Origin of the sequence: Oceanihabitans sp. IOP_32, from assembly GCF_009498295.1 — a bacterium.
Lineage (GTDB): Bacteria > Bacteroidota > Bacteroidia > Flavobacteriales > Flavobacteriaceae > Wocania > Wocania indica.
On the sequence record NZ_CP040813.1, the window covers coordinates 1,450,018 to 1,473,301 of the forward strand.

At 35.4% G+C, this 23,284-nt stretch carries 24 protein-coding genes; 8 read left to right on the forward strand and 16 right to left on the reverse strand.

Features of this window, described 5'->3' with window-relative positions:
• Positions 1–15 precede the first annotated feature (15 nt).
• The 4 genes from recA to FEZ18_RS06075 all read left to right on the forward strand — a co-directional run bounded on the left by recA (position 16) and on the right by FEZ18_RS06075 (position 3,689).
• A complete protein-coding gene (recA, locus tag FEZ18_RS06060) occupies positions 16–1,032 on the forward strand; it encodes a recombinase RecA (RefSeq protein WP_153267487.1) in 1,017 nt (338 codons plus the stop codon).
• Between the two features lie 113 nt (positions 1,033–1,145).
• Positions 1,146–1,556: a membrane lipoprotein lipid attachment site-containing protein gene (locus tag FEZ18_RS06065; protein WP_153267488.1), complete on the forward strand. Its 411-nt coding sequence runs from the start codon at positions 1,146–1,148 to the stop codon at positions 1,554–1,556.
• Between the two features lie 72 nt (positions 1,557–1,628).
• Positions 1,629–2,171, forward strand: coding sequence for an RNA polymerase sigma factor (locus FEZ18_RS06070; RefSeq protein WP_153267489.1), 543 nt, complete (start codon positions 1,629–1,631; stop codon positions 2,169–2,171).
• On the forward strand, positions 2,172–3,689 hold the full coding sequence (locus tag FEZ18_RS06075) for an outer membrane beta-barrel protein (protein ID WP_153267490.1): 1,518 nt from the start codon (positions 2,172–2,174) through the stop codon (positions 3,687–3,689).
• A gap of 81 nt (positions 3,690–3,770) precedes the next feature.
• On the opposite strand, the gene FEZ18_RS06080 is transcribed toward FEZ18_RS06075, so the two are convergent.
• On the reverse strand, positions 3,771–4,508 hold the full coding sequence (locus FEZ18_RS06080) for a lysophospholipid acyltransferase family protein (protein WP_153267491.1): 738 nt from the start codon (positions 4,506–4,508) through the stop codon (positions 3,771–3,773).
• 102 nt (positions 4,509–4,610) lie between these two features.
• Here FEZ18_RS06080 and trpS point away from each other — a divergent pair, with 102 nt between their 5' ends.
• Together trpS and FEZ18_RS06090 are read left to right on the forward strand one after the other, a co-directional pair.
• Entirely contained in the window at positions 4,611–5,579 is a 969-nt protein-coding gene (gene trpS, locus FEZ18_RS06085) for a tryptophan--tRNA ligase (RefSeq protein ID WP_153267492.1), read from the forward strand.
• Positions 5,580–5,665: 86 nt separating this feature from the next.
• Complete coding sequence (locus tag FEZ18_RS06090; RefSeq protein ID WP_153267493.1) at positions 5,666–6,427, forward strand: DUF1853 family protein; 762 nt, start codon at positions 5,666–5,668, stop codon at positions 6,425–6,427.
• Between the two features lie 213 nt (positions 6,428–6,640).
• On the opposite strand, the gene dprA is transcribed toward FEZ18_RS06090, so the two are convergent.
• The gene (gene dprA, locus FEZ18_RS06095) at positions 6,641–7,744 is read right to left on the reverse strand and encodes a DNA-processing protein DprA (protein WP_153267494.1); all 1,104 of its coding nucleotides are present in this window, start codon (positions 7,742–7,744) and stop codon (positions 6,641–6,643) included.
• Between the two features lie 187 nt (positions 7,745–7,931).
• On the opposite strand from dprA, the gene FEZ18_RS06100 reads away from it, so the two are divergent.
• Together FEZ18_RS06100 and FEZ18_RS06105 are read left to right on the forward strand one after the other, a co-directional pair.
• Positions 7,932–8,867 (forward strand): SPOR domain-containing protein, encoded by a 936-nt coding sequence (locus FEZ18_RS06100; RefSeq protein WP_153267495.1) that lies wholly within the window; start codon positions 7,932–7,934, stop codon positions 8,865–8,867.
• A gap of 83 nt (positions 8,868–8,950) precedes the next feature.
• Positions 8,951–9,460, forward strand: a complete 510-nt coding sequence (locus FEZ18_RS06105) for an acyl-CoA thioesterase (RefSeq protein WP_153267496.1) — start codon at positions 8,951–8,953, stop codon at positions 9,458–9,460.
• Between the two features lie 19 nt (positions 9,461–9,479).
• Here FEZ18_RS06105 and FEZ18_RS06110 read toward each other — a convergent pair whose 3' ends face one another.
• From FEZ18_RS06110 to FEZ18_RS06175, 14 genes are all read right to left on the reverse strand, one after another.
• Positions 9,480–10,706 (reverse strand): murein hydrolase activator EnvC family protein, encoded by a 1,227-nt coding sequence (locus FEZ18_RS06110; protein ID WP_153267497.1) that lies wholly within the window; start codon positions 10,704–10,706, stop codon positions 9,480–9,482.
• A gap of 2 nt (positions 10,707–10,708) precedes the next feature.
• Positions 10,709–11,476, reverse strand: coding sequence for a DUF4292 domain-containing protein (locus FEZ18_RS06115; RefSeq protein ID WP_153267498.1), 768 nt, complete (start codon positions 11,474–11,476; stop codon positions 10,709–10,711).
• On the reverse strand, positions 11,476–12,837 hold the full coding sequence (locus FEZ18_RS06120; RefSeq protein WP_153267499.1) for a tetratricopeptide repeat protein: 1,362 nt from the start codon (positions 12,835–12,837) through the stop codon (positions 11,476–11,478). Before FEZ18_RS06120 ends, FEZ18_RS06115 begins: the two co-directional genes overlap by 1 nt.
• A gap of 179 nt (positions 12,838–13,016) precedes the next feature.
• Positions 13,017–14,036, reverse strand: coding sequence for a sugar phosphate nucleotidyltransferase (locus FEZ18_RS06125; RefSeq protein ID WP_153267500.1), 1,020 nt, complete (start codon positions 14,034–14,036; stop codon positions 13,017–13,019).
• A 478-nt stretch (positions 14,037–14,514) separates the two neighbouring features.
• On the reverse strand, positions 14,515–14,949 hold the full coding sequence (gene dut / locus FEZ18_RS06130; protein WP_153267502.1) for a dUTP diphosphatase: 435 nt from the start codon (positions 14,947–14,949) through the stop codon (positions 14,515–14,517).
• Position 14,950: 1 nt separating this feature from the next.
• Entirely contained in the window at positions 14,951–16,411 is a 1,461-nt protein-coding gene (locus tag FEZ18_RS06135) for a polysaccharide biosynthesis C-terminal domain-containing protein (RefSeq protein ID WP_153267503.1), read from the reverse strand.
• 97 nt (positions 16,412–16,508) lie between these two features.
• Entirely contained in the window at positions 16,509–17,054 is a 546-nt protein-coding gene (locus FEZ18_RS06140) for a hypothetical protein (protein ID WP_153267504.1), read from the reverse strand.
• Positions 17,055–17,554: 500 nt separating this feature from the next.
• Positions 17,555–18,427, reverse strand: coding sequence for an ATP synthase F1 subunit gamma (gene atpG / locus FEZ18_RS06145; RefSeq protein ID WP_153267505.1), 873 nt, complete (start codon positions 18,425–18,427; stop codon positions 17,555–17,557).
• 142 nt (positions 18,428–18,569) lie between these two features.
• On the reverse strand, positions 18,570–20,156 hold the full coding sequence (gene atpA / locus FEZ18_RS06150) for a F0F1 ATP synthase subunit alpha (protein WP_153267506.1): 1,587 nt from the start codon (positions 20,154–20,156) through the stop codon (positions 18,570–18,572).
• A 6-nt stretch (positions 20,157–20,162) separates the two neighbouring features.
• On the reverse strand, positions 20,163–20,699 hold the full coding sequence (gene atpH / locus FEZ18_RS06155) for an ATP synthase F1 subunit delta (protein ID WP_153267507.1): 537 nt from the start codon (positions 20,697–20,699) through the stop codon (positions 20,163–20,165).
• 65 nt (positions 20,700–20,764) lie between these two features.
• Positions 20,765–21,265, reverse strand: coding sequence for a F0F1 ATP synthase subunit B (locus FEZ18_RS06160; protein ID WP_153267508.1), 501 nt, complete (start codon positions 21,263–21,265; stop codon positions 20,765–20,767).
• Between the two features lie 95 nt (positions 21,266–21,360).
• Positions 21,361–21,549: an ATP synthase F0 subunit C gene (gene atpE / locus FEZ18_RS06165; RefSeq protein WP_153267509.1), complete on the reverse strand. Its 189-nt coding sequence runs from the start codon at positions 21,547–21,549 to the stop codon at positions 21,361–21,363.
• Between the two features lie 105 nt (positions 21,550–21,654).
• Complete coding sequence (atpB, locus tag FEZ18_RS06170) at positions 21,655–22,761, reverse strand: F0F1 ATP synthase subunit A (protein ID WP_194269521.1); 1,107 nt, start codon at positions 22,759–22,761, stop codon at positions 21,655–21,657.
• Positions 22,762–22,901: 140 nt separating this feature from the next.
• Positions 22,902–23,273 (reverse strand): DUF6168 family protein, encoded by a 372-nt coding sequence (locus tag FEZ18_RS06175; RefSeq protein WP_153267511.1) that lies wholly within the window; start codon positions 23,271–23,273, stop codon positions 22,902–22,904.
• Positions 23,274–23,284: the final 11 nt, after the last annotated feature.

A 23,284-nucleotide genomic window follows, 5' to 3' on the forward strand; every position in this document is an offset into this window, starting at 1 on the left:
GAAAAATAATAGAAGATGAGCAAAGAAAATAGTAAAGAAAAAGATGCCAAATTAAAAGCACTACAATTAACTCTAGATAAATTAGACAAAGCCTACGGAAAAGGTACGGTAATGAAAATGAGTGATGCCGCTGTAGTCGATGTAGAAGCGATCCCTTCTGGGTCTTTAGGTTTAGATATTGCCTTGGGTGTTGGCGGCTATCCGCGTGGTCGCGTGGTAGAAATTTATGGACCAGAATCTTCTGGTAAAACCACACTAACCTTACACGCTATAGCCGAAGCCCAAAAAATGGGAGGTATTGCAGCCTTTATTGACGCCGAACATGCTTTTGATAGAACTTACGCCGAAAAACTAGGAATTGATATAGACAATTTAATTATCTCGCAACCCGATAATGGGGAGCAAGCTTTAGAGATTGCCGATAATTTAATACGCTCTGGGGCTATAGATATTGTAGTAGTCGATTCTGTGGCCGCCTTAACCCCAAAGAGTGAAATTGAAGGTGAAATGGGAGATTCTAAAATGGGACTTCATGCCCGTTTAATGTCTCAAGCCTTAAGAAAATTAACGGGATCGATAAGTAAAACCAACTGTACGGTTATTTTTATTAACCAACTACGTGAAAAAATTGGCGTAATGTTTGGTAACCCCGAAACGACAACAGGTGGTAATGCCCTAAAGTTTTACGCTTCGGTAAGATTAGATATTAGACGTTCTACACAAATAAAAGATAGCAACGGTGAAGTTTTAGGGAACAAGACACGTGTTAAGGTCGTGAAAAACAAAGTCGCTCCGCCCTTTAAACAGGCAGAGTTTGATATTATGTATGGCGAAGGCGTGAGCAAAGTAGGCGAGATTTTAGATGTGGCCGTAGAACTTGAAATTGTAAAAAAGAGTGGCTCATGGTTTAGCTATCAAGATACGAAGTTAGGCCAAGGGCGAGATGCTGTAAAAGCCATTATTAAAGACAATCCGGAACTCATGGAGGAGCTGGAAGAGAAAATTAGGACCGCTTTAAAAACAGCAGAATAAATATAAATCCCGAGCAATCGGGATTTTTTTATGCTCTTAATATTAAAAGTACACGCAACCTTTTTATTTGTTTAGCATCTATAAAATAGAAAAACAAGTAAAAAATATTTACAATGAAAAAATTTATTGTGTTAAGTTTAGCACTATTTGTGTTAGCATCATGCAGTCTTGATGACGACAGGCAAAACTATAGATCTGTATTTTTACCAATTGAAAGTGTAGATATTCCAGATGAGTTTACTTTAGGCAAAACCTACCCGATAACGGTTTCCTACTTAAAGCCATCCACATGCCATGCCTTTAAAGAGTTTTATTATTTAAAAAAAAACAACCAGCGAACAGTTGCCGTTATTAATTATGAATATGAAAACAATAGGTGCGACACCCTTACAAATAAACTGGTAGAAGCAACATTTAACTTTGTTGTTACCAGTAACGGATCATATATATTTAAGTTTTGGCAAGAAAAAGACTCGACTGGAGAAGACCAATACCTAACCATAGAAGTCCCTGTTACAAACTAAGTTTAAATAGTGTCCTGAGTGCAAACAGACAATGTACGTCCAGGCTAAGTGTTAATAAATACGAGTTTAAAATTGGGGTTAAACCAACTCATAGAAAATTGTAAAATTAATGATACTAAAGCCCAAGGAGAATTATATAAACTCTTTTCGAGTAAACTATTCTCTATATGCTTAAAGTATTCAAGAAACTATGCCGAAGCCGAAGATAATTTACAAGACGCATTTTTAACAATTTTTAATAAAATAGAACATTATAAAAACAAAGGTTCTTTTGAAGGTTGGTTAAAACGAATAACCATAAACACCGCTTTACAACGCTACCGATCTGAAAAAAAATTTGATCTTATACATGAAAACATACAAGATGAGGCTGAAATAGAGATTTGCCAAGACCCTATTCCGTTAGATTATCTCTTAAAAATAATACAAGAATTGCCAGATCGCTACAGGTTAGTATTTAACCTTTATGTTTTAGATGGTTATTCGCATAAAGAAATAGCAAACATGTTAAACATAAACATAGGAACCTCAAAATCTAATTTGTTTCGAGCTAGGCAAACTTTAAAAGACACTATAGAAAACCATAAAAAAACACAGCGTTTACAATCTTTATAAATGAGCAATAAAAAACATATAGACAGATTGTTCCAGGAGCGTTTTAAAAACTTTGAAGCAACTCCCAGCGATACTGTTTGGAATAATATTAGAGCCGAACTTGATACGAAAAAGAAGAAACGGCGGATTATCGCTATTTGGTGGCGTTACGCAGGTATTGCGGCTTTACTTGCGCTTTTAATAACTGCTGGTGCTTTGTTTTTTAATGATGCGGATACAGTTATAACAAATCAAGTTGGAGATACCGAAAATTTAGATTCAGAGGAATTAAAAACCAGAGGTAGCGACCCATCAATCGATTCACATCCAAAAACCTCAAACACAAACGATGCTGTTGTTGAATCTAATTCGGGAAAAAACGCTTTGGAAAAAACAACCCAAAACACTATTAAAAAAGACTCAGATGCAGTTATGCCTTCAACCAAAACATCAATTACGGGAAATGCATCTTCAAAACATAAAAATGAAAGCCGCTTAAAAACCCATCAGAATCCAGATGAAAATTCGAAGCTCCCTAGAGCTATTATAAAAACGGACCGCACTCTTCTAGCTGTTCAAAACTCAGAAAACAACACAAAAGAAAAAAACAATAAGCCCATCCAAAATAAAAATAAATTGGCTCAATTTGAAACCAATAAAGAAAGCGAAATAATTAACAATCCAACAAAAAGCAATACCGTAATTGCGGAAACAGAACAGGAAAAAAAAACAGAAATTATAGCTGAAAACACAAAGGAAAACACACTTACTATTGAGGAAGCGTTAGATAAAAACAACGACATTTTTGAAGAAGAAGAAAAAGGAGATTTAAACCGTTGGAGTATTACCCCAAACGCGGCACCCGTTTATTTTAGCAGTTTAGGAAATGGCTCTTCAATAGATCCACAATTTAAAAATAACCCACAAAGCGGCGAAATCAATATGAGTTATGGTATTAAAGCGCGTTATGCTATCAATAAAAAATTAAGTATTAGAACAGGCATAAGTAAAGTTAATTTGGGTTACCACATTAATAATGTCATCGTATTTCAATCTATTAATTCTGACCCTAATCCATTACAGAATGTAAATTTTAATACTGTGACCACCAATAGCGTTTCTTTTGTTAGTGGTGATAATTTGAGCGCTTTAGGCGCGGAAACATTTACCGAAAATCGAAAAACTTCTATTGATCAAGACATGGGTTATCTTGAAGTGCCTTTAGAAATCCAGTATGCGCTATCAAACAAAAATTTTGGCATTAATCTTATTGGTGGGTTTAGCGCTCTGTTTTTAAATAAAAATGAGATTTTTTCAGAAATTGATGGGTATCGAACGCTTTTAGGCAAAGCCAATAATATAAATAAAGTGAGCTATAGTGCTAATTTTGGACTAGGGTTAAATTATAAAATTTTTAAAAAAATAGATTTGAATTTTGAGCCTATGTTCAAATATCAAATCAATACGTTTAATAATACTTCTGGTAATTTTAAACCTTATTTTATTGGGGTTTACACTGGTTTTTCTATTAAGTTTTAGATTTTTGGTTAGATCTGGATACGGGTTTCTTTAATCTTGGGAATCCTTATCAAAAAAAACTGCCTTCACATGGGCAGTTTTTTATACCTCTAACTTTTCAAGTTGATTTAAAATAACCGCTCTGGATCGATCGTTTAAAGCTTGAGTATCGTCTATGGTTAAGCTCTGGGTAGGAATAAATTTATGCATAATAACCCGCATGCGTCCTGGACCTCCGCTAAAAAAAGTGTAAGAGAAACGCCTTTTATTATCAGCAAAAGTTAAAGGTACAACAGGTGTTCCATGTTTAATGGCTAAACGAAACGCCCCGTTTTTAAATTCGTCTAACATAATATGCTCTTCGGGTACACCGCCTTCAGGAAAGATGCAAATACTTAAACCTGTTTTTAATCGGCGTTGTGCCGCTAAAAAAACGGCTTGCCTACTTTTTGCAGAATTTCTATCCACTAAAATACAAGTTCTTTTATAAAAAAAACCAAAAAGCGGAATGTTAGCCAATTCTTTTTTTCCAACAAAAACAAATGGGTTTTTAACCGAAACCAACATTAACATAATATCTGCCATTGAGGTATGGTTGGCAATAAACATATAACTTTTGTGCTTTTCTGGTTTTTGCTCGTATAGTATAATCGGCCTAAAACCCATGCCAAATAAAATAAAGCGCGCCCAAAATCGAGCCAATTTAAAAAAGTAAGGATACCACGATTCTTTTAAAATTGAAATTATTAAAATAGGCATAAGAATAAGAATGGGTAATGCCACTAATATGTAAAACCACACTCGGTAAAATATCCAAAAAATGTATTTTAAAAGCTTCATAAGTGTCAAAAATACATAAATGTATTGAGCAATTCTATTAAAAAATTTACCTTTGCTTCTTTAGTTTAATTTAAAATCGTTCCGCTTTCGCGGAAGACAAACATGGCGAGAATACTTACAGGCATACAAAGTACAGGGACACCACATTTAGGTAATATTTTGGGCGCTATTTGTCCGGCAATAGACATGGCAAACAATCCAGAAAATGATTCGTTTTTATTTATAGCCAACCTGCATACCTTAACTCAAATAAAAAACTCAGAAATATTACGTTACAACACCTATTCTACAGCTGCAACTTGGCTTGCTTTTGGTTTAGATACAGAAAAAACGGTGTTTTACAGACAAAGTGACATTCCTCAAACCACAGAATTATCGTGGTATTTAAGTTGCTTTTTTCCATTCCAACGTTTAACTCTAGCCCATAGTTTTAAAGATAAAGCAGACCGCCTAGAAGATGTTAATTCTGGGTTATTTACATACCCTATGCTCATGGCTGCAGATATTTTATTGTACGATGCCCAAATTATTCCTGTAGGTAAAGACCAGTTACAGCATATAGAAATGACTCGCGATGTGGCCTCACGTTTTCACGCTAAAATGGGTGAAACGTTTGTGTTGCCAGAAGGCAAAATTCAAGAAAACACCATGCTTGTTCCAGGCACAGATGGTGAAAAAATGAGTAAAAGTAGAAATAACCATATCAATATTTTTTTAGACGATAAAAAACTGCGCAAGCAAATTATGAGTATCCAAACCGATAGCACTGCGCTTGAAGATCCTAAAGATTGGAGTACCTGCAATTGTTTTGCGCTCTATAACTTATTAGCTTCTCAAGACCAAATAGAAACCATGAAAGCCAATTACGAAAATGGCAATTATGGATACGGTCATGCCAAACAAGCTTTATTTGAACTTATTGTTGAAAAATTTGCCATTCCACGCGAACGCTATAATTATTACATGAATAATCTAGGTGAAATAGATCGTATTCTGGCCATTGGTGCAGAAAAAGCGTCGGTGGTGGCTAACGAGGTTTTAAATAGGGTAAGAGCGCGCTTAGGTTATTAATACCAAGTTGTTTTTTTCTGAACAACTCGTTAAACAAAGTGGACACCTAGCTTTATTGAATTGATTTTTGTGTTTATTTTTAGGCCATGTACCAAAACACAAAAGACATTCAAAAGCGTTATGATGGTTTTTTAAACACCTCTTTTTTATGGACTAACAAAGGGGTGTTTAACTTGCATCAGTTTGAAATTGAATCTAACTCCGAAAAAATCAATATTGAAATAGAAGACCATTTACCACTTGGCAAATATATAGAGCGCTTAGTATCCTTCGAATTAAACTCACAAAAATCGATTTCTGTCTTGTATGAAAACATTCAAGTACAAGACCAAAAAGTAACTTTAGGCGAATTAGATTGTATTCTGTTAAAAGACGATAAACCTATTCATTTAGAAATTGTATACAAGTTCTACTTATACGATGATACCGTAGGCCACTCTGAAATTGAACATTGTATTGGCCCTAATAAAAAAGATACCTTAGTTGAAAAATTAAACAAACTTAGCAAAAAACAACTACCGCTGTTATACACCGTCGAAGCCAAAAAATACTTAAAAAATTTAAAAGTAGCCGAGATAGAGCAGCAGGTCTATTTTAAAGCGCAATTATTTATTCCTTTTCAGAAAAAAATTTGCTTACACACCTTAAACAACGACTGTATTGTAGGGTTTTATTTGGCTAGAAAAGATATGCAGCAATTCGCCGACTGTAAATTTTTTATCCCAAAGAAAATAGACTGGATTATAAGGCCTCATACAAACGTTAATTGGTTGAATTTTGAGACGTTTAATACCAATTTAGTTTTGCAATGTCGTATTATTAATTTGAATTATTTTTTGTTCAGATGAGATAGAAAATCAAAGCATAGCCTGAGTTATGGTTTTATTTTATACCGAAATATGGGCGAAAAAGAAACGAATTATATGCGGCATGACATGACTAATTTGGTATAAGACAACCGTTCAACCTTATTTAACCGCTCATTTCTCGCCACTTTGCTGGATAAAATTCTCCAATGGCATACTAAAAAAATTCTTTTTAATTTGGTGGTAAGAATATGGTTATATCATCTCAAATAATTTCCCAGGTAAGGGCCTAACCAAGCCTTTTAACTCCATAGCTAACAATACACTGGCGACTTTAAAAGTAGGTAATTGGCAATTTATGGCAATAACATCGAGAAGTTGTTGGTTATTTTCTTTAAGGTAGTTATAAATTATTTTCTCGGTCGCATCCAGCTCCACGAACAATTGCTTTTGTACGGCAGGTTTTTTGTAATCTTCAAGTTGCCAGTTTAAAATGTACGGGACGTCTAAGGGCGTTGAAAGCATGTGGGCTTTTTGGTGTTTAATCAAATTATTACAACCTACACTTTGAGAATCTGTGGTACGACCTGGAACGGCAAAAACATCACGATTATAGGAGTTAGCAATATCGGCAGTAACCAGACTGCCCCCTTTTACGGCAGATTCTATAACAATTGTAGCTTCGCTTAAACCGGCAATCACGCGGTTTCGTTTTAAAAAATTATTTCTGTTAAAGGTATCGCTGCTCCAAAAATCGGTAAGAAATCCGCCATTTTTTTCAATATCGACCATGTATCTTTTATGCGCTTTAGGATAAATAGTATGCAAGCCATGGGCTAAACATCCTATAGTTTGCAAATTGTGTTTTAACGCTGCTTTATGTGCAGTAATATCGGTGCCATAAGCAAAACCAGAGACAATTATTGGGTTATACGGTACAAGAGCCTCCACTAAACTCTCACAAAAAGCCATACCATTTGTTGTAATTTTTCTGGTTCCCACAATACTCACAATAGGTTGCGCACTTAAATTAATATTACCCGATTGAAACAGTAAAATAGGACCATCGATACAATGTTTTAACTTCTCTGGATAATGGTCATCTTTAAAAAAAAGCACTTCAATATTGTGCTCTTGAATAAATTTAATTTCCTGTTCTGCTTCTTTTAAATTTTGCGTTTTAAACAGTTCGTCTAATATAACACGGCCCACACCATCTATCGCACTAAGTTTATGCTTTTTTTCTTTAAAAACAGCTTGTGCAGAACCACAATGGCCTATTAGTTTTTTTGCAGTAATATCGCCAATATTCGGTACATGCTGCAAGGCTAGGGTATAGAGCAATTCAGTTTCTGTCATTGTAATCCTTTGAGATAAAGATACAAAAAAGAATTTCTCATTAAATTTTAAAAGCTAACTAGCAGCCATCACATAGCAAGAAGTTCGTTGCTTAGTATGGTGAAACGGACATCCATTTTAACATATTCAACAAAAATAGTTGTCTTAAAGATTTTAACTCATAGTTTATTTTATTAACTTTGTTTTTATGCAACTAGAGACTTACATAAGCGATTTATTATACAGATATGAATGTGTTACGATTCCTGAATTTGGATCTTTTATTACGCATCGTGTATCGGCAAGTATAAACGAAACCACACATACGTTTTACCCGCCTAAAAAAGCGGTGTCCTTTAATGAGCAAATTCAACATACTGATGGTTTATTAGCACATTATATTGCTGATTTAGAGAAAATTCCTTTTGAGGTTGCCGCAAAAAAAATTGCGAAACGGGTTAGCACGCTAAAATTATTTTTACTGCAAGGCAAAACCGTAACATTTAATAATATTGGTGAATTACGCTATAATAGTGAGGGCAAAATTTTATTTGAACCTACTTACAAGCTCAATTATTTAACCGATGCCTTTGGTTTATCTCCTTTTGAAGCTCCGGCCATAATTCGGGAAATGCATAAGAAAAAAGTTGAGCAATTAGAACAAGTAATTCCGCTGAATATTACGCCTGAAAAACGCAAATCGAGACCTTATTTTAAATATGCTGCTGTAGCGGTTATAGCCATGACTATTGGTGGCTTTTCTGCCTCAAACTATTACACTAATAAAATTGAAACATACAACGAATTAGCCCAAGAAGAAGCCACAAAACAATTAGATACCAAGATACAACAAGCCACGTTTAGTTTAAATCCGCTTCCAGCGATTACCCTAAATGTTACCAAGCAATCGGGCAATTACCACATCATTGCAGGGGCTTTTAGAGTTGAAGAAAATTGTAATAAAACAATTACTCAATTAAGAAAAGCTGGTTTTAATGCGCGACATATTGGTAAAAACAAATACGGTTTATATCAAGTGGCTTATGGGAGTTATGAGAGTGGTAAAGAAGCCTTAAAGGCCATTCGCGAGATTAGAAAAACACACAATAAAAATGCTTGGTTGTTGGTTAAAAAACTAGATTAAAATCTAAAATTCTTTCGATAAATCTAGTGTAATTCTACGATAAAGTGTACTGTATTAATAATAGTACATTTAAAACAAAAGCGATGCCAATTAAAACACCCGAACAGTCTAAAACAACACTCACCGATATGGTTTTACCTGGTGAAACCAATCCCTTAAACAACTTATTTGGTGGCGAATTATTAGCGCGTATGGATCGTGCCGCTAGTATTGCTGCTAGACGCCACAGCAGGCGCATCGTGGTTACCGCCTCGGTAAATCATGTAGCTTTTAGTAAAGCCGTACCTTTGGGTAGTGTGGTCACGGTAGAGGCTAAAGTATCTCGCGCCTTTAAAACCTCTATGGAAGTGTTTATTGATGTTTGGATTGAAGACCGTGAGTCTGGTGAAAAATCGAAAGCCAACGAGGCTATTTATACTTTTGTTGCTGTAGACGATACAGGTAGACCTGTTGCTGTGCCAGAAGTGCATCCAGAGACCAAATTAGAAAAAGAACGCTTTGAAGCCGCCTTACGTCGTAAACAATTAAGCCTACTATTAGCTGGTAAAATAAAACCCGATCAAGCCACAGAACTTAAAGCGCTGTTTGAATAATCTCCCTTTTTAAATCGCCCTACATTTTATAAATCCAAGAGGCGGGATTTTGAGTTGCGCTCTCCTTCGAGATACTAAAACTCAAGATGGTTTCGCCAGTTATTCTATTGGTGAAAACTTCACCAATTTCTTGCTTAGTCGTTACTTTATCACCCTCTTTCACATAGACTTTCGAAAGGTTTTTATAAGTGGTGATGTAATTTCCATGACGAATCATTACTAACGGATTTATATTTCTCATATTAACCACTGCTATAACTTCACCATTAAAAACAGCTTTTACTTTAGCATTTTTTTCAGTAGCGATTCTAACCCCATTACTTTTAATTTTTAGCGACCTATTAATAGGATGGGGTTGTGTGCCATAACGCACTTTTACCACACCTTTATCAACTGGCCAACCCAATTTCCCTTTGTTCGATTCGAAATTCTTAGCAAGCGCTCTGCCAGCCGGCGTTAAAGCAAAAGTAGTTGCACTTGAAGATTTTCCAGCCTTTTTATTCGATCTGGCAATAGCTTCTCGTATAAGCTTCTTTATTTCTGCATCAATTCTATTGGCCTCACGCTCACGCTGATTAATTTGAGCGGTATAACGATTAATATTTTCTTTTATAGACGCCATTAAAACCCTTTGTTGTTTACGCTCGGCTTCTAAAGATTTTTGAGTGACTCTGTTCTCGGCAATAAGCTTTTGTTTATCTTCCTTTTGCTTTAACAATTTAGCGTTAATTTGCTGCAGCTCGGTTGTTTTTGCCTTTATAGTTTCACCTTGTTGCTTTTGGTAATCGCTGTATTGTTTAATGTATTGTAAGCGCTTATACGCCTGCTTAAAATCGTTTGAAGACAACAGGAACATTATTCTACTTTGTTCATTTTTGCTCTTGTAAGATTTAACAATCATCTCGGCATACTCGGCTTTTAAATGGGTTAAATCCTCCCGTAATTTGGTTATTTTTTTTTGATTAGAATTTATTTCTCTAGTAATTAAATTGGCTTGTTGATTGGTGACCTTAATTAAATTATTTAAGACTCCAATTTTGTAATTAAAATCTTCAATTAAGGATAATTGCGACTTTTGCTTCGATTGATTTTCTAAACGTAATTCGTTAATTTTTTTAATCTCACGGCGTAATTCTTGACGGCGTGTTTCTAAAGCTTTCTGTTTGCTATCTTGAGAAAAACTAAACGTGGTGCACAAGCAGAAGCACAGTAGCAGTAAAACTTTATATGTCTTTTTTCTATCCACAGTTACAGCTCAATTTTATTAAAACCAGATGGTATTTTAAACGGAAAACGCAAGGTTTCATTTAACGAAACATTTCTAAATTCTAATTTTATAATGGTTTCTTCAGTACCCTCAACGGCATTTATCTTTATATGTTTTGGTACAGATTCGTGATTTACTTCTTGATATGCCAAATAATCAACCTGAAAATGTTTAAATGTTTTTGGTTGGGTAAACTGCTGCGACTTGACTTTAAAATGCCTAGGGTCTAATAAAAAAAACACTTCCAGTAGATCTGGTTGTTTTTTGGGATGTAACACATAAAGCCCCTCGTTAACATGAGACGCATAACCATTGGCTTTAAGGTCTAATAAGGCCTCTCCAAACAATAAATTTTGAAGCTTTTGAAAATCTAAAGGAGTACCTAAAACCTCACTCAAATAGTTGTAATCGCCTTCAAAATAAGTATTGTCTAGCTTGTTGTAAAAACTCACCTTTTGTGGCGTAATTTTAGCTCTAATCACAGAGAATGTAGCACTCAACCACATTATCTCGTCCTTTTTAGCTCTAAAAGACACCGTGTGTGTTTGTTCCTTATCGTTTTTTAAATAGCTTACTCTTAGTTTAGCTTGTAAGGTTTTAAAACTAGCTTTTTGTTTTTCATTTGCTTTAACTAACTGTCTGGTAGACAGGCTATAATTTGCTTTGGTATCGCTAGGGCTTTTCGCCGACTTACAACTAAAAACAACCATTAGTATAAGCGATAAAATGATATATTTAGGTGTATTCATTAATTTGAACTTTGTAACTGTTTAGCCTTATCACTAAACGTTTTTGCTTTGTCGGTATTGTTTAACAAATAATGTGCCTTACTTAATTGATTGTAAAAGTCGGCTTCCATTTTCGTATCATCAATTATAAAATCTAATCCAGACTCCAAAATTTCAATCGCCTTTTGCGGTTTATTTAACCGGTTTAAAGTTACCGCATTTATTAAATAAAATATAGGTTGAGAAGGGTACTTTTCTAGAGCTTTAGTGCTTTTATTTAAAGCTAAGTCGTACTGCTCTAATTCCATATAAAGCAATAACACATTTCGAAGAATTCGAAAATTATTCGATTCTAAAACTAGTGCTTCTTCATAATATTTAAGCGCTTTTTCTTTTTGGTTTCGCTTTAAATAATACTGTGCTAACTCTATCAAAGTTTTGCTGTTATTACTATCGCCAACCAAAGCTGTTACTTCTAGTAAATCGTCTTCGTACTGCGGATTAGCATGTACAAAACTAATGAAATCTGATAGTACCTTAAGTTTTGCCTCCGGTTTTATTTGGGTGCTTTTTAAAACGATTTTCATCGATTCAATAGCTTTTTCGGTGTTGTTATCGTCTAAATAAAACTTGTATAAAGCTAAGTGAACTATTTGCGATTCTGGATTAATAGAAAGTAGTTTCTTTGCGGTTTCAAAGGCCTTTTCTTTGTCGTTGTTTTCGCTGTAGCGGAAAATAAGGGCAATGTAATTAGACTCTTTCTCCGGATTATTATCCACACGAGATTTAAGGTTTTGTATCTGATCTTTTTTACGCCCAGTTACTTTGTAAATACCATTTCGAAGCACATCTCTACTTTTAGATATCCCATACTCGCTATCTAGTTCGTCTAAAATTTTTAAAGCCTGTTTATACTTTTTTATTTGTACGTATAGTTCTGCTAAATCTTCTTTGTAGTCGGGACGATATCTTATTAGTTGTCTTAATATTTTTATAGCCTTATCAAATTCGTTTTGCTCTTTATAGAAAACATACAACGCCTGTAAATACCATGGGTTATCTGGTTTAATTTTAACAGCGGTTTTAAAGGCTCGCTCTGCAGCACCAAAGTTTTTTAGGATATTATAGTTTTTACCCAACTCAAAATACAACACCGCAACTTTATCATTTATGTCTATACATTTTAAAAGGGCATCAACCGAGCGGTCGTAATTAGCCATCGCTTTTTGTTTTAGAGCTTCGTAAAACAATTCTTGAAATTTATCGTTTACTTGTCCTAAATCATCATTGGGTTTGCTATTAAAATCGACTTGGGCATACGTTATCTTCGGAAAGAGCATCCATCCGAAAAGGAAAACCAATATGTATAACTTCTGTTTCACGTCTTTATATTTATTGTTTGGTCGTCGGTGACAGGCATCATCCATTTAATCATTTCCCTGGACATCAAGTTTTAATAATGGACGTTTCATAAAATAATAGGTTCTAACTCGCCTTTAAACGCAATATAATCAGAATTGTTTTTAAAAACCCTTTTTTAAAAGTTTGAGAGCACAGAAATTTATTCTAAAACCGAATAATCACCAATACTAATGCTGGTAAAATTACCATTAAATTTTACATGGTTACCAATCATAGCTTGATCTAAATTACCATTTTTAATGGTGCTGTGCGTTTGAATTAAGCTATTTTTAACAGTTGTATTTTCAATACTACTATGGTCTCCAATCGAGACAAATGGCCCTACCGTACTGTTTTTAAGTACAACATGCTCGCCTATAAAACAGGGTTCTATGATGTTGGAGTTCTCTAATGTAACCGATGGAGACACTAATTGCGCTTCGCCATCTGCCTTTAAAAATCCCAACATGCGCTTGTTGGTTTCTATGGTTATGGCCTTATTACCGCAGTCCATCCATTCGTCGACTGTTCCTGTTTTAAATATGTTCCCATCGGCCATCATGCGTTTTATACCGTCGTTAATTTGGTATTCACCGCCATTCTTAATGTTTTCATCAAGAATTTCTTGTAATTTCTCTTTTAAAACCCCAACTTCTTTAAAATAATAAATCCCGATAACGGCTTGGTTACTCACAAAGTGTTTTGGTTTTTCAACAAGCTCGATAATCTCATGATTCTCGTTTAATTTTACGACACCATAAGCCTCTGGATTATCGACTTCTTTGGTCCAAATAACGGCATCGGCTTTTTGATCTAAGTCAAACTGAGCCCTTATTAGAGTATCGGCATAGGCTATAACGGCAGGGCCAGACAGTGATGGCTTGGCGCACATAATGGCATGACCTGTACCTAAAGGTAAGTCTTGGCGATAAATAGAGGCTTTAGCTCCTAAACTTGCCGCTAATGCTTTCAAACTGTTTACAACATCGTCGCCAAACCAAGCGGGATCGCCCAGTACAAATGCTATTTCTTCGATTGGCTGTTTTAAAACTTTCGCAATATCTGTAACCAAACGATGCACAATAGGTTGTCCTGCAACGGGAATTAACGGTTTTGGTACGGTTAAACTGTGTGGGCGTAAACGAGAACCTCGTCCCGCCATAGGTACTATTATTTTCATATCTGCGCCTGACAAAGCAGGTATCTTTTTGATTAAAATTTAGTCGTGTTTAAAACAAAACTATGGTTTTGCTCATTTATATGTTTGTTATAATATAAGCTTTTATTTGTGCTCAAATCGGATTAGCTAACACATCCATGTCGAGAGATTGTTCTATCGATTACGCAGACTTTACAGGTTTTTGAAACCAGTTAGGTCAATATTATGACGTAAATTGATAATTATCAGTGCTCTAAATTGATTTTTGCTTTACGGTTAAACAAACGTTTTTAAAGCCTTCAAAATATGTGGCCTTATCACCATTTTACTTCGCGCTACATGATTCTAGAACTGTCTTTAATTTAAGTGTTTAAACACTTTCATTAATGCTATTTGTAGCTTCAACACACCACACACCTTCCTTTTTACTCGTCGTGATGTAAAACACAGCAAAGGTTCACGCCTTTTGATTTTAAGGCTCATGTGATTGTGAAACCAATTACTTCACCCCTGTACTTCCAAACCCTCCGGCACCTCTAGCAGTATCCGAAAGTTTTTCGACTTGTTTCCACTGGGCACGCTCGTGTTTTGCGATAACTAATTGAGCGATGCGCTCGCCATTATTAATTACAAAATCTTTGTTAGATAAATTTACCAAAATAACACCTATTTCACCTCTATAATCGGCATCAATAGTTCCTGGGGCATTTAATAAAGTAATACCGTGCTTGGCGGCTAAACCACTTCTTGGTCGTACCTGGGCTTCGTACCCTATAGGTAATTCTATAAATAAACCAGTGCCTACGATACTCCTTTCTAAAGGTTTTAAAGTTCTCGATTCTGATATGTTTGCTCGTAAATCCATACCTGCAGAGGCCATGGTTTCATAATGCGGTAACTCATGATTCGATTTGTTTATTATTCTTATTTGCATGTTAGCGGTTTAAAAGGTTTTTAATTTGATTTTTTTCTGAAAGATATACAATGATCAAAAATACGATTAAGAACGTTATTCCGATGAAATAATTCTCTCGAAATTGATAAAAGGACACGATTGATAAACCCACAGAAAGCGATAAATACAATCCGATTTTTTTTAGATTATACGGAATGGGGTAATATTTTCTTCCAAAACCATAAGACAAAATCATCATGGTCGCATAGGCTGTTAAAGTTGCAATAGCAGAGCCTTTATAACTTATTATTGGTATGAGCCAAAAGTTTAAAACCAATGTCACCATAGCACCAGCAACCGAAATATAGGCGCCGTATTTTGTTCTATCGGTAATTTTATACCAGACCGAAAGGTTGTGATAAATCCCTAAACAAAAATTTGCAAGTAGTAAAACGGGAACCACCCACATGGCTTCCCAATAGGCTTCGTTAGGAATAAATATCATTTTTAAAACATCGGCAAAAACCACAACACCTAAAAAAATTAAGGCTCCTAAAATAACAAAGAACTCCATTATTGTAGCATAGTTTTTTTGCGGATTCTTACTCTTGGCATGACTAAAAAAATAAGGCTCAATGCCCAGTCTATATGCCGTTGCAAACAGCGTCATGAACAAAGCTAATTTATAACAGGCAGAGTACATGCCTATTTGTGTTTTTGCAATATTTTCTGGTAGTAGTTCATCCAATAAAAACCTATCGAAGGCCTCATTAATTGAAAAAGCAATACCAGCAACAAGCACTGGAAATGCGTAACGCAGCATTTTTTTGTATAATTCCAGATTAAAGACATACTTAATTCTGGTATAATAAGGAATTAACAATATAAAGGTAATGGCACTAGCCATTAAATTAGCAATGAATATGTAGTTAATTTCAAAATTAGGTCTGTAAATCGCATTGAAAAAAGAATGGCTTTCCGCAAGATTTTGTAGTGCAAACAAGAAAAATAGATTTAATCCCACATTTACAGCGACGTTTAAAATCTTAAGAACCGCATATCGCACAGGCTTTTCGTTGGCTCTTAACCATGCAAAAGGAATAATAACTAAAGCATCTAAAAACAATACCCAAATAACGAGGTTTATATATTCTGCTTTAAGATTTGCTAAATGGGCTATTTCATTTTTAAAAATTAAAGCAAATATTAAGAATAGTAAAGAAGAACTTATTAAACTAATTGAGCTTGTGCCTACAACCTTATCTTTATCCTCTTCTTTGTGAAAAAACCTGAAGAATGCTGTTTCCATGCCATAGGCCAAAACAACATTTAAAACAATAAAAACAGAATAGATTATGGAGACCTCACCATAATCGGCAACGCTATCTAAAACACCTTCTTTGGTATGAATCCAGACCAACAAGAAGCTTAACATTCTGGGTAGCACAGTCGCTAAGCCGTAAATAAAGGTTTGTTTAAAAAGAGATTTTAGTCCGCTCAACACTAGGTTATTTAAAGCGTTAAAAATACGTTTTTAGCTCATGCTAACCAAAGAATAAGCTACTGCTTATTAGCTTCGAAAAAATCTTAGATGATGCTTATTTTTCAAAAAGGTTTGGAATTTTATAATACTTTACGGTATTTCCTTCTTTATAACTAATAACGCAAGCATTAGCTTCCAGTTTAAAAGGTTGTGTTTTAGGACGTTCAGGTAATGCGTTTTTAAACTCTGCTATAGGGTCGCTACTCATAATAACATCCTTGTTTTTAGGAATTTGAAAACGACCAACATAAAGCCTATTGTCCGATGTTTGCAACTTAGACTGTTTTCCTCTAAAAAAAACGCTGTCTAAGGCAATATTTAAAGGATTTGAAACTACAGGAATATATACATCAATGTTAGAATAATCGTACGCTTCATCTGTAATTATATGCTGATAGTAAACTTTGCCCAATTTGAAAGGTAGGCCTTGCTGAAGCGTTTTAGAAGTTGAACAGCCAGAAAATTCAAGAACAACTAAACATAGAAATACGGTGTTTAATAAATTTTTAAAAGCCTTCATAGCCATATTATTAATTACTATAAAGCTACCATTTACAAAATGGATGCCATAAAAAAAGCCCCACGACTTGTGAGGCTCCATATTGTATAACTGAAAATAAATTCAGTAGAAAATTATTTGTTTCACGCTACAACTTGATTGAAAATTTGACTCGCTCTGCGTCGTCTAATTGTTCAACGCCTCAGCTTGATTGAAAATTTGACTCGCTACGCGTCGTCTAATTGTTCAACGCCTCCGATTGATTGAAAATTTGACTCGCTCTGCGTCGTCTAATTGTTCAACGCCTCAGCTTGATTGAAAATTTGACTCGCTCTGCGTCGTCTAATTGTTCAACGCCTCCGATTGATTGAAAATTTGACTCGCTCTGCGTCGTCTAATTGTTCAACGCTTCCGCTTGATTGAAAATTTGACCCGCTCTGCTTCGTCTAATTGTTCAACGCCTCAGCTTGATTGAAAATTTGACTCGCTACGCGTCGTCTAATTGTTCAACGCTTCTGTTTGATTGAAAATTTGACTCGCTCTGCGTCGTCTAATTGTTCAACGCCTCCGATTGATTGAAAATTTGACTCGCTCCGCGTCGTCTAATTGTTCAACGCTTCCGCACCACCAACAATTTCTAAAATTTCGTTGGTAATTGCGGCCTGACGCGCTTTATTATAGGTTAATTTAAGTTCGTCTCTTAAATCTGTGGCGTTATCGGTGGCCTTGTGCATGGCCGTCATACGTGCGCCATGTTCACTTGCAAAACTATCTCTAATCCCTTTATACAAAAGTATTTTTAAGGATTTCGGAATTAATTGCTCAACGATTTCATTTTTTGAAGGCTCAAAAATATATTCAGTTTCTTCAATGGCTATTTCATCATCTTTTACCTCAGGAACTGGTAGCGGTAAAAACTGCTCTGTCATCACAATTTGGGTGGCCGCATTTTTAAATTTGTTGTAAACGATTTCAATTTTATCAAACTCGCCTTCAACAAATTTTTCCATCAGCATTTCGGCTATTTCTGATACATTTTCAAACGTTAAATCATCAAAAACCCCACTTTTATTGGCAATTACACGCCCTGTTTTAGATAAGGCATCATTGGCTTTTTTACCAATCGCAAGAAAAGACACTTCTTGGTCTACGTAAGTTTCTGTTGTTAACTTACTAACTTGCTTTAATATATTCGAGTTAAAAGCACCACATAGGCCCCTATTAGAGGTAATAGCTACAATTAAAACGTTTTTGACTTCTCTTTGCGCGGCAAATTTATTTTCGGTTTTAGCGTCTAAAGTAGCGCTAATTATTTCCAAAAGCTCAGTTAACTTCTCAGCATAAGGACGCATTGCCGTAATAGCATCTTGCGCTTTCTTTAACTTAGCAGCAGACACCATTTTCATGGCACTTGTAATCTGCATCGTTGAAGACACGGATGATATTCTACTACGTATTTCTTTTAAGTTTGCCATTTATTTTAGTATTAAGTTTTTAGTTTCAAGTATTAAAGACTAAAAAACGACTTACTACTTTGAAACTTGTGCTTTGTACTTACTACTTTGTACTTTGATCTTTGTACTTTGTACTTACTACTTTGTTCTTTGTACTTTGTACTTATTCCTGTGTTTTAAATTTCTCTGCTACCTCTTTAGCCACATTCGTTAACGTGTCTGTTGCTTCATCGGTTAATTTACCTGCCTTTAAAGTATCTAAAACATCTCTATGCTTAACGTTTAAAAACTCAAGATAATCACGCTCAAACGCTCTCACTTTATCTACAGGCACCTCTTTCAATAAATTTTTAGATCCGGCGTAAATAATAGCAATTTGATCTTCAACCGTAAACGGATCGTTTTGAGCTTGCTTTAAAATTTCAACGTTACGCTTACCTTTCTCAATTACATTTAAAGTAACGGCGTCTAAATCTGAACCAAACTTAGCAAAAGCCTCTAATTCGCGGTATTGCGCTTGGTCTAATTTTAAGGTTCCAGAAACTTTTTTCATTGATTTAATCTGTGCATTACCACCAACACGAGATACAGAAATACCCACGTTAATAGCTGGTCGAACACCCGAATTAAACAAATCACCATCCAAGAAAATTTGACCATCGGTAATAGAGATCACGTTTGTTGGAATATAGGCCGAAACGTCACCAGCTTGTGTTTCAATAATAGGCAAAGCTGTTAAAGAACCTCCTCCTTTAACCAACGGTTTTAACGATTCTGGAAGGTCTTCCATTTGTTTAGCAATGTCATCATCGTTAATAATTTTTGCAGCACGCTCTAATAATCTAGAGTGCAAATAGAACACGTCTCCTGGATACGCTTCACGTCCTGGTGGACGACGTAATAATAAAGAAACCTCACGATATGCTACGGCTTGTTTAGATAAATCGTCGTATACAATTAAAGCTGGTCGCCCAGTATCTCTAAAAAACTCCCCTATAGAGGCTCCGGTAAACGGTGCATACACCTGCATTGCCGCTGGATCTGAAGCATTTGCCGCCACAATAGTTGTATAGGCTAAAGCCCCTCTTTCTTCCAGGGTTTTGGCAATAAGTGCTACTGTTGAAGCTTTTTGACCCACAGCAACATATACACAATACACCGGTTCTCCTGCATCGTAAAATTCTTTTTGATTTAAAATGGTATCAATACAAACCGCCGTTTTTCCCGTTTGTCGATCTCCAATAACCAACTCACGCTGTCCACGACCTACTGGAATCATGGCGTCGATAGACTTAATTCCGGTTTGTAAAGGTTCGGTAACTGGTTCACGATAGATAACACCAGGTGCTTTACGCTCTAATGGCATCTCGTACGTTTTACCTGCAATAGGACCTTTACCATCTATAGGATTCCCTAAAGTATCTACAACACGGCCAACAATACCTTCACCAACATTAACAGAAGCAATACGAGAGGTACGTTTTACAGTAGAACCTTCTCTTACACCAACCGATTCACCAAGTAATACTATACCTACGTTGTCTTCTTCAAGGTTTAGTATAATACCTTCTAGTCCGCCTTCAAACTCAACTAACTCACCATATTGCGCGTTAGATAATCCGTAAGCACGTACAATACCATCACCTACAGTTAGCACTGTTCCCACTTCGTTTAATGAAGCACTAGCTTCAAACCCTTGTAGTTGTTCTTTTAAGATTGCTGAAATCTCAGCCGGTTTTACTGCTGCCATTTTATTTTAATTTAAAGTAAATTCTCTTTTTAATTCGCTTAACTTATTTGCAATACTCGCATTATATTGAATATCGCCAACTCTTAAAATGAAACCACCTAAAATGCTTTCATCAATAATATTTTCTAATTCTGCACTTTTACCTGTTAGTGCTTTAATTTTATCTGTAATTTTTGTTTCTAAAGCCTCGTTTATAGGCACAGCGGTTGTAACTGTTGCTAATTGTAGGCCTATGTGTGCATTGTATAGCTTCGTATACTCTAAAGCCACCTGCTCTAAAAGTGGTAGGCGGTTATTCTCACTTAAAACATGAATTAAATTAACCGTTAATGCACTAGAATCTTTAAAAATCTGTAATAACGATGCGGTTATAACTGGCCTACTGATGTTAGGCGTTTTTAAAAAATTGGCTAAGTCTTCACTTTCTGCAATCGTCTTGGCATATAACTCCATATCGTTGGCTACCGCCTTTGTCGAATCTTGATCGATTGCTAAACTTAACAACGCTTTTGCGTATCGTATTGCTGCTCTTTCTAATGCCATGGTTTTATAGACTAACACCTTTTTTATAACCGCGAGAGGTCATAAGGCTTAGGTGTTGGTTAAACTTAATTTAATTTTGCTTCAGTTAACATAGAATCTACTAATTCTATCTGCTTGTTTTTATCAGACAATTCCTGACGCAACACTTTTTCTGATATCTCTAAAGATAAATTTGCCACCTGATTTTTCAACTCATCCATCGCCGCAATTTTCTCTTGTTTAATGGCCAACTGCGCTTGCTCAATCATGGCATCGGTTTGCTCTTGTGCTTCCTCTTTAGCTGAAGCTATCATATCGTCCTTCATCTGGCGTGCTTCCTTTAGCATCGCATCTCTTTCGCTACGCGCTTCCTGAAGTAATTTTTCGTTTGAAGCTTTAAGATTCGCCATCTCTAACTTCGCTTTTTCTGCAGCATCCAACGCATTTTGGATACCGTCTTCTCTAGACTCTAATGCATCTAAAATTGGTTTCCATGCAAATTTTTTCATTAAAAAAATGATGATCACTAAAATAGCGAACTGCATAAAAAACAAACCTACCGAAAAATCGTTTAATAAAACATCCATATTATATCGATTACTTAAATTCTTTTTTTGTTTAATTTAAAACAGGCTCTACAACCAACCGTTGTAGAAACCTGTCTTTTTTTTCTAGGAATTTCTTATTTCCCTAAGATTAAAGCACCAAATGCTAAACCTTCCACTAGAGCTCCAATAATAATCATCGCGGTTTGGATCTTTCCTGCTGCTTCTGGTTGACGAGCGATACCCTCCAACGCTTTAGCGCCAATGTGACCTAAACTGAAACCTGCTCCGATTACGATAATTCCTGCTGCAAATAAATTGTACATACTAATTTGGTTTTATAAATATTAATTAAACAAATTCTTCTTTCTAACTAAAGCGTTTTAAACCTACGCCTTAGTGTTAATCATGCTTTACAAGCACCTTCTTTTTTAGTGATCGTCGTGATCTGCAACAGACATCCCTATAAATAAAGACGATAGCATCGTAAATATATAGGCCTGTAAAAACGCTACCAACAACTCAATCATGGCAATAAACAACGACAATACTAAAGACAATCCTGTTGATGCCACAGGGCCAAAAGCAGCTTTCATAGACACCATTAGAGCCATTAAACTCATAAATATAAAGTGTCCTGCTGTTATGTTTGCAAATAAACGAATTAATAACGAAAAGGGCTTAATAAGCAAAAACCCTGCTAGCTCAATAATAGCTAACAGCGGCCTAATTAAATAAGGCACTCCAGGCATCCATAAGGTATGTGCCCAAAAATCTTTAGTCCCACTAAACATATACACCAACATGGTGAAAAAAGCGAGACAGGTAGTCACGGCGATTTGCCCGGTCACGTTAAATCCTAGTGGGGTTAAACCTAATATATTTAATATCCAAATAAAGAAAAATACGGTAAGGAGAAAACCCATAAACTTTCTATATTTCTTTTCTCCAATATTTGGTATCGCAATCTCATCACGAACGTAAATTACAAGCGGCTCTAAAGCCCTAGAAAACCCTTTAGGTATAGTATTTCCTTTTTTATACTGTCTCGCCAAACCGCCAAATGCCAAAAGCATTATTAGTCCGGCTAAAAGCATACCCAGAACACTTTTAGTAATCGATAAATCGAGAACTCTTTTTGCATTTGCTGGTTTTTGAGCTTCGTTTAATTCCAGTGCCGTGGCTCCTGGTTCTAGTTCGTATATTTTAGTGTGATATTTTACTAATTGCGTGCCATCTTTATTGACAACCACCTCACCTTCATCGTTGTGCTTAAACTCTGAAGACATAAAGGTTTTTAATCCGTTACTTGTCCAAACAATTACAGGTAAGGAAAACCCGTAATGCACCCCGGTAGCATTATTCGTAAAAAGATGAAAATCGTGAGCGTCTTTAAGATGATGAGCAATATATGCATTTATCTCTTCGGGCGTGTTTACTAAATTATCGTCTTTAGCATCGTCCTGAGCAAATGTTGGAAATGTTACTAGAGCTAAAACGAATACTACTAAAAACTTGATAGATTTTGTCGCTACCATAATGCTTTATCTGAATAATGAAATTTATGTCTTACAAATTTTGTGCAAATCTAATGAATAATTTGAAATCGACAGCTTTTTTTTAAATAGATTTTAGCTAAATGCAAAAGTGCTAAAAAAACGAACAAAATCATCAATAACTACTTACTGTTTAACAACTTACCTACGCCCGTTATTTCTGCGATTAAAAAAACGAATAAGGGCACCACCAAACTTATGCGTTCAGGCTGAGATAAATTGTCGTTGTCGAATACAGGTTCTTTAAACAATAAGAAGAATATACCAAATTTAAAAAACAGTAATCCCAAGTAAACAAAACCAGCAAAACTCAATAAATTTAATGCAACTAACTCAACACAAACGTATAGCACTATGGCTGCTATGGCATGAAAAATATAAACCTTGAGTAAAGAGTAAGCCAATCCAGAGCCCATTAAATAATTATTTAAGCTAAAACTAATCGCAAATAATACTGCAACGGCTAGTATAAAATATAAGATACGTGTAATCATTAATTAATGTA